This is a genomic window from Novosphingobium lentum NBRC 107847, assembly GCF_001590965.1.
In the GTDB taxonomy this organism is placed as follows: Bacteria; Pseudomonadota; Alphaproteobacteria; order Sphingomonadales; family Sphingomonadaceae; genus Novosphingobium; species Novosphingobium lentum.
In genome coordinates, this window is the sequence record NZ_BCTW01000010.1 from 1 (window position 1) to 11,691 (window position 11,691).

At 65.3% G+C, this 11,691-nt stretch carries 11 protein-coding genes; all 11 read right to left on the bottom strand.

Translation table 11 applies throughout. The features are described 5' to 3' along the window. Window positions 1-7: 7 nt before the first annotated feature. Window positions 8-463: a 3-hydroxyacyl-ACP dehydratase FabZ gene (fabZ, locus tag NL2_RS10225; RefSeq protein ID WP_068074919.1), complete on the bottom strand. Its 456-nt coding sequence runs from the start codon at window positions 461-463 to the stop codon at window positions 8-10. A gap of 43 nt (window positions 464-506) precedes the next feature. Beyond that, complete coding sequence (locus NL2_RS10230) at window positions 507-1,214, bottom strand: OmpH family outer membrane protein (protein WP_068074435.1); 708 nt, start codon at window positions 1,212-1,214, stop codon at window positions 507-509. Then, window positions 1,214-3,901, bottom strand: a complete 2,688-nt coding sequence (gene bamA, locus NL2_RS10235) for an outer membrane protein assembly factor BamA (protein ID WP_068074438.1) — start codon at window positions 3,899-3,901, stop codon at window positions 1,214-1,216. The genes NL2_RS10230 and bamA overlap by 1 nt, the downstream gene beginning before the upstream one ends. Before the next feature lie 255 nt (window positions 3,902-4,156). Beyond that, the gene (gene rseP / locus NL2_RS10240) at window positions 4,157-5,272 is read right to left on the bottom strand and encodes an RIP metalloprotease RseP (protein ID WP_068074922.1); all 1,116 of its coding nucleotides are present in this window, start codon (window positions 5,270-5,272) and stop codon (window positions 4,157-4,159) included. Window positions 5,273-5,283: 11 nt separating this feature from the next. Beyond that, a complete protein-coding gene (gene dxr, locus NL2_RS10245; RefSeq protein WP_068074442.1) occupies window positions 5,284-6,441 on the bottom strand; it encodes a 1-deoxy-D-xylulose-5-phosphate reductoisomerase in 1,158 nt (385 codons plus the stop codon). Beyond that, the gene (locus NL2_RS10250) at window positions 6,438-7,169 is read right to left on the bottom strand and encodes a phosphatidate cytidylyltransferase (protein WP_068074444.1); all 732 of its coding nucleotides are present in this window, start codon (window positions 7,167-7,169) and stop codon (window positions 6,438-6,440) included. The genes dxr and NL2_RS10250 overlap by 4 nt, the downstream gene beginning before the upstream one ends. A gap of 282 nt (window positions 7,170-7,451) precedes the next feature. Further along, window positions 7,452-8,102 (bottom strand): polyprenyl diphosphate synthase, encoded by a 651-nt coding sequence (gene uppS / locus NL2_RS10255; RefSeq protein WP_281191025.1) that lies wholly within the window; start codon window positions 8,100-8,102, stop codon window positions 7,452-7,454. A 98-nt stretch (window positions 8,103-8,200) separates the two neighbouring features. Then, entirely contained in the window at window positions 8,201-8,758 is a 558-nt protein-coding gene (frr, locus tag NL2_RS10260; protein ID WP_068074450.1) for a ribosome recycling factor, read from the bottom strand. 1 nt (window position 8,759) lies between these two features. Further along, entirely contained in the window at window positions 8,760-9,482 is a 723-nt protein-coding gene (gene pyrH / locus NL2_RS10265) for a UMP kinase (RefSeq protein WP_068074453.1), read from the bottom strand. A gap of 165 nt (window positions 9,483-9,647) precedes the next feature. Further along, a complete protein-coding gene (tsf, locus tag NL2_RS10270; RefSeq protein ID WP_068074456.1) occupies window positions 9,648-10,574 on the bottom strand; it encodes a translation elongation factor Ts in 927 nt (308 codons plus the stop codon). A gap of 120 nt (window positions 10,575-10,694) precedes the next feature. Next, window positions 10,695-11,477: a 30S ribosomal protein S2 gene (gene rpsB / locus NL2_RS10275; protein WP_068074459.1), complete on the bottom strand. Its 783-nt coding sequence runs from the start codon at window positions 11,475-11,477 to the stop codon at window positions 10,695-10,697. Window positions 11,478-11,691: the final 214 nt, after the last annotated feature.

The following is an 11,691-nucleotide window of genomic DNA, read 5'->3' on the forward strand; positions in this document are numbered from 1 at the left end:
AAATCCCTCAACTATCCGCGATCATCGCGGTGAAGCTCACTTCGCACGACACCTTGTCGCCCAGCATCGCCTTGCCCGCGAACTTGCACACCCGCGACCGTTTCTGGACGAACGTGACGTGCAGGTCGAGCAGGCAGCCCGGTTCCACCGGCGTGCGGAACTTTGCGTCCTCGATCGCCATGAAATAGACCAGCTTGCCCGTACCGGCGAGGCCGAGCGATTCCACCGCCAGAACCCCGGCCGCCTGCGCCAGCGCCTCGATCTGAAGCACGCCGGGCATGATCGGCCGACCGGGGAAATGGCCCTGGAAGAACGGCTCGTTCATCGACACCGCCTTCACCGCATGGATCGACACGTCGGGCACCAGTGCCACCACGCGATCGACCAGCAGCATCGGATAGCGATGCGGCAACGCCGCCATCACCTGGGTCACGTCGAGCGTCAGCGGCGCAGCCATCGCCATGCCGCCTTCGCTGGTTTCGTCAGCCATCGGTCAACCGTTCCGTTTAGCGACCGGTCGGCTTCTTGGTGGTGGCGGGCGGAGTCGCCGTGGCAGGAGCAGGAGCGGCGCCCTGCTGTTGCGCTGCCTGCTGCGCTTCCTGCTCACGCTGCGCGCGCGGCTTCCAGCCGGCGGGCGGAACCAGCTGTGCCGAAGGGATCAGCGTGTTGAGTTCGGCGAGCACGGCCTGGTTGATGTTGTAGGCCTGATCGGCCTTCACCACGCTTTGCGAATCGATGATCAGCGTGACGCCCTGCTTGTTCATCGCGGCTTGCGTCGCGGCGTCCAGCTTGTCGCCGATCTGTTCGAGCACATACTGCTGCGACAGGCCGAGGGGGGCGAGGATCTGCTGGATCTCACGCTCGCCGGCCTGCTCGATCTGCTGGATCTGCACGGCCTGCTGTTCCAGCGCGGCGCGGTTGGCGTTGGGCGCCTTGGAATCGGCTTCGAGCTTGTCATACAGCGGCTTGAGCTGGGCGGCGATCTGGTTGCGGCGCGAATTGGCCTGGTCGACCTGCGCCTTGTAGGTCACCGGACGCTGCGACTGCGCGGTCTGGTAGGCGGTCGACGCGGCAACGATGGCCGAGGGGTTCGCCACGGCGATGCCCGAGGCAACCGTGCCGGTACCGCTGGCGGCCTTGGGCGCGGCGAAAGCGGTCATCGGAGCGGTGATCACGAGACCGGCGAGCAGGGCCGACTTGAGCAGGGTGTTCATCAGAATTGGGTTCCTACGTTGAATGTGAAGGTCTTTACATCGTCACCCGGCTCCTTGAGCAGGGTCTTGGCCACGTCGATCCGGAACGGGCCGAACGGCGAGTTCCAGTTCACCCCGATGCCGATCGAAACGCGCGGCTTGGGGCTGTCGCCGAAATAGAATTCCTTGAACGGTGGCACGGTCGTGCCGATGGCGGTCACGGTCGAACCGTCGGCGTTGGTCGCCTTGGGATCGGTGGTCGTGGCGACGGTGCCGTCGGCGTTCACGAGCGAATAGAGCGCGTTCCCGTTGGCATCCTTGCTCGCGAAGAATGCTGCAGTCGGCTGGTCTTGCGTGCTTGGGCGGCGTACCCCGAACACGGCGCCTGCGTCGAGGAAGATAGAGGGACGCAGCCCCAATTCCTTGGCACCCGAGCCGAGCGGAATCTCCAGTTCGGCATGCGCGAGGTAATAGTATTTGCCGCCGATGGCATCGTCGGTCCACTGGTTCTTGTCGGTAGACACGATCAGGTTGCCGGTGCCGGTGCCATCGTCGACCAGCGGCTTGCGCACCACGCGCGGGCCAACGCCGCGAATGTCGAAGCCGCGGATCTGCGGTTCGCCCAGGAAGAATCGGTCGGTCAGGCGGATGTCATCCACGCCGGCTTGGTTGCGGTTTTGCAGCGACTTGATCGCCCCGGCCTCACCCGAAATCGAGAAGATGAAGCCCTTGTAGACCGGCCAGTAGCGCGCGGCATTGGCGGCGACGCGCGCATACTTCACCGATCCGCCGAGCCCGGCGATGCTGCCGCCGAGCGAGGCGCTGGTGCCGCGCGTCGGGTGCTGGCGGTTGTCAAGCGTGTCATAGATCAACGTCGCGCCGATGATCGAGCTGGTGCGCTTGCCGATGGCGTCGCACAGATAGCGCCCGGCCAGCAGCGGGTCGCACTCGAGGATGCCGGCGTGCTGCCGGTCGGTGTAGTATGTGGACTTGTCGAGCGTCACATTGTCCAGATTGAGCGTGTAGCTGCCGACCAGCGACAGGTACTCGGTCAGCGGCAGGCCGACACGCGCGGAGAAGCCGGTGGTGGCCTGCTTGTAGGTCGTGTTGTTGGTGTTGTTGATGTTGTAGCTGTTGGTGTCGCGGCGATAGACGTCGACGCCCAGCGAGACGTTGCGATCGAACAGGTAGGGCTCGGTAAAGCTGGCCTGCACGCTGCGCGAATAGCGCGAGTAATCGACGCTGAGGCCCACCGTCTGGCCGCGACCGCGGAAGTTGCGCTGCTCGATCGATGCCTGGAGAATGAAGCTTTCGAGGCTGGAGAACCCGGCCGAGAGTTGCAACTGCCCCGTCGGCTTTTCCTCGACGTTGGCTTCCAGCACGATTCGGTCGGGCGCGCTGCCCGGCTTTTGCTCGACTTCGAACTTTTCCTGGAAATAGCCCAGCGAGTTGATGCGGTTGGTCGAGCGCTTGACCTGGAACGAGTTGAACGCATCGCCTTCGGTCAGGCGAAACTCGCGGCGCACCACTTTGTCCTGCGTCAGCGTGTTGCCGTTGACGTCGATCCGCTCGACATAGACGCGCGGCGCCTCGGCGACGCGATAGGTGACCCCCATGGTGAGGTCGTCCTTGTTGCGGTTGAAGTCCGGGCTGACGTCGGCGAACGCATAGCCGAGGTTGCCGGCGGCCTGGCTCAGCGCGTCGACCGTGTCCTCAACCGACTTGGCGTTGTACCAGTCGCCCTTCTTCATCGGCAGGTGCTTGCCCAGCGCCTCGCCATCGAAATCGCGCAGGCGGCTGTCGACCTTGACGTCGCCGAACTTGTAGCGCTGGCCTTCCTCCACCACGTAGGTGATGATGAAGTCCTTCTTGTCGGGCGTCAGTTCGGCCACCGCCGACACCACGCGGAAATCGGCATAGCCTTGCGTCAGGTAGAACTGGCGCAGCTTCTGCTGATCGAACGCGAGCCGATCGGGGTCGTAGCTGGTGCCCGAACTGAACAGGCGGAAGAAGCGCGACTGCTTGGTCACCATGGTGCCGCGCAACTCGCCCGCGCCGAACTTTTCGTTGCCGATGATGTTGATCTGGCGGACCTTGGACTTGGGCCCTTCGGTGATCTCGAACACGATATCGACGCGGTTCTGGTCGAGCGAGACCATCTTGGGTTCGACCGAGGCGGCGAACCGGCCCTGCCGCTTGTACAGCTCGATGATCCGCGCGACGTCGGCGCGCACCTTGGACCGGGTGAAGATCTGCCGCGCCGCAAGCTTGATCTCGGGCAGGATCTTCTCATCCTTGATGCGCTTGTTGCCTTCCAGGATGATGCGGTTGATGACCGGGTTTTCCTTGACCTGGATCACCACCGCGCCGCCGTTGTTGCGCACCTGCACGTCCGCGAACAGCTCGGTCGCGAACAGGTCTTTCAGCGCCTGGTCGGCCAGCGTCTGGGTGTAGGTGTCACCCACCCGCATGCGGATGTACGACAGGATCGTATCGGGTTCGAGCCGCTGCGCGCCATCGACGGTGATCGAGCGGATCGTGTCGGCCTGAACCGGCGCGGCGGGGGCGGGTGCAGCCGCCGGAGACGGAGCGGCAGCGGGCGCATTGGCGGCAACCGCCTGAGCGTGGGCCGTCGCGGGAAGTCCGGCAAGGCCGCTCGTGGCCAGCAGCGCGATCACCAGCCGCGAAGGCGTCCGGGGGGCATCCATACCCAGGGTGCTGTCGGCGGGACCGGCCCGGCCCGAGTTACGTCCAGTCATACCCACGCGCTATCCCGTCTTAGTGTGCGATCAGGGCGTCCGCGAAGGAGGCCCGACCGCGGCAAACAATCGCCGCCCTCTGCCCGATGCCGCAAGGCCAATCAAGCAGACATTGGCCCGCAACCCGGCCCCGCAATCCTTGAATCACCGGCCCTTGAACCATCGACAGCGCCGGCTTCCGGCCCAACCGGCCGGACCAGCCGTTCACCCTCCGAACATCTTCAGCGACGTCAGGTCGTTGACCGTGACGAACAGCATCAGCGCAACGACGAAGGCCAGGCCAGTCCGGAACGCCCATTCCTGGCCCCGCTGGCTCACCGGCTTCCGGCGAACCGCTTCGGCCGCGTAGAACGCCAGGTGACCGCCGTCGAGGATCGGGATTGGCAGGAGGTTAATGAACCCCAAGTTAATCGAGATCAGCGCGGCGAACCCGACGAAGCTTTGCCAGCCCAGCGCCATCTGTTCGCCCGAAAACTTGGCGATCTTGATCGGGCCGCCCAGCTCCTTGACCGCGCGCTGCCCGGTCACGATCTGGCCGATCCCGGTCACCATCATGCCGACGATGCCACGCGTCTGCGAACAGGCCAGCGTCACCGCCTCGATCGGACCCACCGGCACGAACTGCACGTTGCTCACCCCGATGCCGATGAACCCGATACGCGTTTCGTTGCCGAAATCGTCCTTCAGCACCTTGTCCTCGGCCTGCATCGACAGGGGGAGGCGCTGGCCTGCCCGATCGACCGTCATGTCAACCCTCGCGCCGGGATGCTCGCCAACGTACAGGCGGATATCGTCGAACCCGTTCACCGTGTTGCCGTTGAGCGTCAGCACTTTATCGCCGATCTTCAGCCCTGCCCGCTCGGCCACCGAGGCCGGCTGGACGTTGCCGATGACGGCGGGCGCCACCAGCTTGCCATAGGCGAGGTTGAAGCTGGCGAGGATCGCGATGGCGACGAGGAAATTGGTGGCCGGACCCGCCAGCACGATCAGCGCGCGCTGCCACAAGGGCTTGGCCGGAAAGGTTTTCTCGCGCTCGGCCGCGGGCAGTGCCAGCCACGCCGGATCGGGCTGGCTCGATGGGTTCATGTCGCCTGCGAACTGCACGTAACCGCCCAGCGGCAGCGCGCACAGTTTCCACCGCGTGCCGCGCTTGTCGGTCCAGCCGAACAGCTCCTTGCCGAAGCCAATCGCGAAACATTCGGCCTTCACCCCGAACCAGCGACCGACGAGGTAGTGGCCCAGCTCGTGGATGAACACCAGCGGCCCCAACACCAGCACGAATGCGAGCAGCGTGGTCAGCACGCCCGGAGCCTGGATGATCGAATGCGGCATCAGTGTGCGGGCTCCATCGCTTCGCGTGCCAGGATGCGCGCCTCGCGATCGACCGCGATCACTTCTTCGAGCGAAGTGGGCGGCGACGGCAGGGCGCGCGACAGCACGTCATCGGCATATGCGACGATGCGGGTGAACCCGATCTGACCGGCGAGGAAGGCAGCGACCGCGATTTCATTCACCGCGTTGAGCACCGCCGGCGCCGCGCCGCCCGCACACGCCGCCTCGCGCGCCAGCCGGGTGGCGGGAAAGCGCAGTTCATCGGTGGCGCGGAACGTCAGTTCGCCGATCGCGGCCAGATCGAGCGGGGTGCACGGCGTGTCCATCCGCGCGGGCCACGCCAGCGTCGAGGCGATCGGCACGCGCATGTCCGACGGGCCGAGCTGCGCCAGTGTCGATCCGTCGCGGTATTCGACCATCGAATGCACGATCGACTGCGGGTGGACGATGATGCGCAGGCGCTCGACCCCAACCGGGAACAAGTGGAACGCCTCGATGAATTCGAGGCCCTTGTTCATCATCGTCGCCGAATCGACGCTGATCTTGGCGCCCATCGACCAGTTGGGATGCTTGACCGCCTCGGCCGGGGTGGCGTGGACCAGCCGCTCTGCCGACCAGTCGCGGAACGGGCCGCCGCTCGCGGTCAGCGTGATCCAGCGGACATGCGCGAGATCGTTGCCCGCCAGGCACTGGAAGATCGCGTTGTGCTCGCTGTCCACGGGCAGCAGCGTCGCGCCGTGGCGCGCGACGGCGGCGGTCATCACGTCGCCGGCAGAAACCAGCGCTTCCTTGTTGGCAAGCGCGATCGTGCCGCCCTGCTCGATCGCCGCCATCGTGGGCGCCAGCCCCGCACAGCCGACGATCGCGGCGACGGTGATGTCGGCGCCGCGCGATGCGGCTTCGATGAGCGCTGCGGGACCGCCCGCCGCCTCGATCCCCGATCCGGCGAGCGCCTCGCGCAGTTGCGGCAGGCAGCTTTCGTCGGCGACCACGGCGATCTCGGCGTTGAATTCGCGTGCCAAAGCGGCAAGGTCCGACGCCTGGCTGTTGGCCGTCAGCGCGACGACATGGAAGCCCGCGCGATTGCGGCGCACGAGGTCCAGCGTGGAAGCGCCGACCGATCCGGTTGCGCCGAGGATGGAGATGGTGCGGGTCATTGGTGCAATTCCATCATCTCTACATGGCTCGACTGTGCGGGCCATGCCGCGCCGATCAACGCCATGAGTCCCGCGACGAACAATACCGCAAGCAGCCCGTCGAGGCGGTCGAACAGGCCGCCGTGCCCGGGGATCAGGTTGCTGCTGTCCTTCACGCCAGCGCGACGCTTCATCCAGCTTTCGAAGAAGTCGCCCGATTGCGCGACAACGGCGATCAACATGCCCGCCAGCACGATCTGCCACCACGCGTCAGCGGCGGCTGCCGGATCAATGCCGCAAAAGATCAGCGTAAGCCCGATCGCGCTCAGCAGCATTCCGCCGACGAGCCCCGACCAGGTCTTGGATGGGCTGATGCGCGGTGCGATTTTCGGCCCGCCGAACGTCCGTCCGGAAAAATATGCGCCGACGTCGGTGGCGATCACGGCCAGCAGGAGCGCCAAGATGACCAGCAGCCCTTCACCCTCGTTGCGCAGCGCCATCAGAACGAATCCTGCCATCCCGACATAGGCGACGCCGCCGACGAACCAGATCAAGCGCGCGATCATGGTCTTCACAAACCCGTTGGCGAGCGTGGTCCATTCGCGCAGCACACCCACGGTCACCAGCAGCACGAATGCCGTCCACCACCAGCCACCCAGCCACAGCGCAGTGCCCGCCACGGCGACCATGACCACCGCCGAAAGCGTCCGCACACCAAGGTCGGATTTCTGGGGCTGTGCCTCGGTCATGACAGAACGCCCCCTCCCTCATCGTCACCCTGACCTTGTTTCAGGGTCCATTTCTCGACACGCGCGGAGGTTTCCGGACGCACGATGGATGCTGAAACAAGTTCAGCATGACGGGGCGATGGGGAGATGCGTTGCGTGCTCTCGATCCTCCCCCACCGGGGGAGGGGAACCGCCGCGCAGCGGGGATGGAGGGGGTTTGTTCGCACGCGACGATGCGCTTGGGGCGCCCCCTCCGTCAGCGCTAAGCGCTGCCACCTCCCCCAAGGGGGGAGGATCATACAGTTACCGCCCGCCATAGCGCCGCTCGCGCTTGCCGAACTGGTTTAGCGCCTCGCGCAAGTGTTCGGGGGTGAAATCGGGCCACAGCACGTCGGTGAACCACAGTTCGGCATAGGCGGCCTGCCACAGCATGAAGTTCGACAGCCGCAATTCGCCCGAGGTGCGGATCAGCAGGTCGAGCGGCGGCATGTCCCACGTGTCGAGTTCATCGGTGATGGATTCGGGCGTGATCGGGCCCTTGGCAGCGGCGGCCTGCGCCGCGCGCGCGATTTCCTGCTGCGCGCCGTAGTTCAGCGCGATCGCCAATGTGGTGCCGGTATTGTGCGCGGTGCGCGCCAGCGCGGTATCGATCAGTTCGCAGATATCGGGCGCCAGCGCGTGATATTCGCCAAGGATTTTCAGCCGCACGTTGTTGGCGACGAATTCCTCGAGGTCGCTTTTGATGAAGTGGCGCAGCAGCCCCATCAGGTCGGAAATCTCGTCCGCCGGGCGGCGCCAGTTCTCCGACGAAAATGCGTAGAGCGTCAACGCTTCCAGCCCCATGCTGCGCGCCGCGCGCACGATCTCGCGCACCGTTTCCACGCCGCGCTTGTGCCCCAGCGCGCGCGGCAGCAGGCGCTTTTTCGCCCAGCGGCCATTGCCGTCCATGATGATGGCGACATGGCGCGCAGTTGCGCCGTCCGCGCCCCCCGGCGCGGCCTTGCGCGCGGCCCCGCCACGAGCAACGCTCGCAGACCCGGACGGGGCGGCGCTCACTGGCTGAGGATTTCCTTTTCCTTGTGCGAGGCGACCTCGTCGGCAGCCTTGATCTGCTCGTCGGTCAGCTTCTGCACTTCGGTTTCCAGACGCTTGCGATCGTCCTCGGAAATTTCCTTCTTGGCTTCGTCGGCCTTGAGGTTTTCCATGCCGTCGCGCCGCACGTTGCGGATCGCGATGCGTGCCTTTTCGGCATACTGGCTGGCGAGCTTGGCCAGTTCCTTGCGGCGCTCCTCCGTCAGGTCGGGGATCGGCAGGCGCAGCGTGTTGCCGTCGTTGATCGGGTTGAGGCCGAGGCCCGCCGAACGGATGGCCTTCTCGACCGGCCCGATATTGGTCTTGTCCCACACCTGCACGGTGAGCATGCGCGGTTCGGGTGCGGACACCGTGGCGACCTGGTTCAGCGGCATGTTGCTGCCATAGACCGTGACCATCACCGGATCGAGCAGCGCGGTGTTGGCGCGGCCCGTGCGCAAGCCGGACAGATCGCCTTTGAGCGATTCCACCGCGCCGGCCATGCGCCGCTGCAGATCGGCCTTGTCGAACTTTGCCATCTCAGGCCTCCTCCTGGACCACGGTCTGTACCCCTTCGCCCGCCAGAACCCGCGCCAGGTTGCCCTGTTCGCGGATCGAGAAGACGACGATGGGGATCCGGTTGTCGCGGCACAGCGCCACGGCCGAAGCATCCATCACTTTCAGGTTATCGGCCAGCACCGTATCATAACTCAATGTGTCGTAGCGTTTTGCGCTGGGTTCAAGCTTGGGGTCGGCATCATAGACGCCGTCCACGCTGGTGCCCTTGAACAGCGCGTCGCACTTCATTTCCGCTGCGCGCAATGCTGCACCGCTGTCGGTGGTGAAATAGGGGCTGCCGACGCCGGCGGCGAAAATCACCACGCGGCCTTTTTCAAGGTGGCGTTCGGCGCGGCGGCGGATCACCGGTTCGCACACTTCGTCCATCTGGATGGCGGACTGCACGCGGGTGTCGACGCCGATCTTTTCGAGCGCGTTCTGCATCGCCAGCGCGTTCATGATCGTGGCGAGCATGCCCATGTAATCGGCCTGCGCGCGGTCCATGCCCTTGGCTGCGCCGGCCATGCCGCGAAAGATGTTGCCGCCGCCGATGACCAGGCACAGCTCGAGGCCGGTGTCCTTGGCGTCCTTTACTTCCTGGGCGATCCGCGCGACGAAATCGGTATCGATTCCGAATTGCTGCTGGCCCATCAGCACTTCGCCCGACAGCTTGAGCAGGATACGCTTGAACTTGGGCAGGCTCATGGGACCGGGAAACTCTGAGGATGTGGCAGGGGTGTTGCCTAGGGCGCGGTCCTTATAACCGCAAGCGGGCCGCTGCCAAGGGCGCTGGCCCGCATCCCGCCCGAAAGCTGTGCGCCCCCGCCATGGCGGGAGCGCATCCAGCATCATTATCGACCGGCGGTGGCCTCAGCCGAGCCCGGCGGCCGCAGCAACTTCTGCAGCAAAGTCGCTGACTTCCTTCTCGATGCCTTCGCCGAGCTGGAACCGGACGTAGTCGGCCAGCACGATCTTGGTGCCGGCGGCCTTGCCCGCCGCCTCGACGACCTGCGCAACCGGGGTCTTGTTGTCCATCACGAACACCTGGCTGAGCAGCGCGTTGTCCTTGGCGAACTTGGCGATCGCGCCGTCGACCATCTTGGCTTGCACTTCGGCGGGCTTGCCGCTTTCACCGGCCTTTTCAGCGGCGATCTTGCGTTCGCGCTCGATCATGTCCTGGTCGAGCCCGGCGGCGTTCAGCGCCAGCGGGAAAGCCGCCGCGATGTGCATCGCGATCTGCTTGCCGAGCGGTTCCAGCACGTCGGCGCCGGCTTCGCTTTCCAGCGCGACGAGCACGCCGATCTTGCCCAGGTTGGGCGCGGCGGCGTTGTGCATGTACGGAACGACCAGGCCGTTGGTGACCGTGACGCTCTTGATCCGGCGCAGCTGCTGGTTTTCACCGATGGTCGCGACGTTGTTGGTCAGCTTTTCGCCGACCGTGCCGCCATCGGGATAGGCCGAGCCGCGCAGCGTTTCCACGTCTTCGGTGCCCTGTGCCAGCGCAACCTGGGTCGCCTTGCGCACGAAATCCTGGAACTGGTCGTTCTTGGCGACGAAATCGGTTTCCGAGTTCACTTCGACCGCAACGCCGGTGTTGCCCGACACGGCCACGCCGACCAGACCCTCGGCCGCGGTGCGGCTCGACTTTTTGGCGGCGGCGGCAAGGCCCCTGGCGCGCAGCGCGTCAACCGCCTGCTCGATGTCGCCACCGGTCTCGTCCAGCGCCTTCTTGCAATCCATCATGCCCGCGCCGGTGCGATCGCGCAGGTTCTTCACGTCAGCGGCGGTGTAAGCCATCGCGTCTATCCTCTTGATTCGTAAAATGGTGCGGCCACGGCAGCGCGTGCCGTGGCCTGGTTTCAGCATCATGACGGGCCCGGGACGACCACGGAAGGCAGCCCCGGGAACCGGCGAGCGTCAGGCCTCGGTGGCGACTTCGGCAGTGGCTTCGACGGCGGCTTCCTCGGGAAGCGGCTCGTCCATCGATCCGATATCCACGCCCGAATCAACCACGGCTTCACGGCCACCGCGCGTCGCGGCAGCGGCCACGGCATCGCAGTACAGGCGGATGGCGCGGCTGGCGTCATCGTTGGCGGGGATCGGGAACGCGATGCCATGCGGATCGACGTTCGAATCGAGAATCGCCACGACCGGGATGCCAAGCACGTTGGCTTCCTTGATCGCCAGTTCTTCCTTGTTGGCGTCGATCACGAACATCACGTCGGGGATGCCGCCCATGTCGCGGATACCGCCAAGGCTGGCTTCAAGCTTGTCGCGCTCGCGCGTCAGCTGGAGCACTTCCTTCTTGGTGAGACCGGTGGTGTCGCCCGAAAGCTGCTCCTCAAGGCTCTTGAAGCGCTTGATCGAACCCGAGATCGTCTTCCAGTTGGTGAGCATGCCGCCCAGCCAGCGGTGGTTGACGAAGTGCTGGCCCGAAGCGCGCGCGGCGTCGGCAATCGGCTGTTGCGCCTGGCGCTTGGTGCCGACGAACAGGACCTTGCCGCCCGACTGGACCGAACCTGCGATGAAATCGAGCGCGCGCGCCATCAGCGGCACGGTCTGCGACAGATCGAGGATATGGATGCCGTTGCGCGCGCCGAAAATGTACGGCTTCATCCGCGGGTTCCAGCGGTGGGTCTGGTGGCCGAAGTGGGCACCGGCTTCGATGAGCTGATTCATGGTGACGACGGGAGCCGCCATAGGTATTTCCTTTCCGGTTGAGCCTCTGGGAAACTGGAACCGTGCGGCGGGACCGAAATCCCTTCACCCGCTGCGGCACCGGTATGGGTGCTTCCCATGTGGATTTGCTGGCGATCCGGCGCAGGCAACAATGGCCCGCAGAACCTCCGGCGCGCGGCCCTTAGCGCAAGGTGCGCGCTGAATCCAGCATCAAATATTGGGCGCAAACCAGCGA

Coding starts and splice junctions, on each gene's coding strand:
- fabZ (WP_068074919.1), bottom strand. CDS start 463: ATGGCGATGGCTGCGCCGCTGACGCTCGACGTGACCCAGGTGATGGCG.
- pyrH (WP_068074453.1), bottom strand. CDS start 9,482: ATGAGCCTGCCCAAGTTCAAGCGTATCCTGCTCAAGCTGTCGGGCGAA.
- NL2_RS10230 (WP_068074435.1), bottom strand. CDS start 1,214: ATGAACACCCTGCTCAAGTCGGCCCTGCTCGCCGGTCTCGTGATCACC.
- NL2_RS10250 (WP_068074444.1), bottom strand. CDS start 7,169: ATGACCGAGGCACAGCCCCAGAAATCCGACCTTGGTGTGCGGACGCTT.
- bamA (WP_068074438.1), bottom strand. CDS start 3,901: ATGGATGCCCCCCGGACGCCTTCGCGGCTGGTGATCGCGCTGCTGGCC.
- frr (WP_068074450.1), bottom strand. CDS start 8,758: ATGGCAAAGTTCGACAAGGCCGATCTGCAGCGGCGCATGGCCGGCGCG.
- tsf (WP_068074456.1), bottom strand. CDS start 10,574: ATGGCTTACACCGCCGCTGACGTGAAGAACCTGCGCGATCGCACCGGC.
- rpsB (WP_068074459.1), bottom strand. CDS start 11,477: ATGGCGGCTCCCGTCGTCACCATGAATCAGCTCATCGAAGCCGGTGCC.
- dxr (WP_068074442.1), bottom strand. CDS start 6,441: ATGACCCGCACCATCTCCATCCTCGGCGCAACCGGATCGGTCGGCGCT.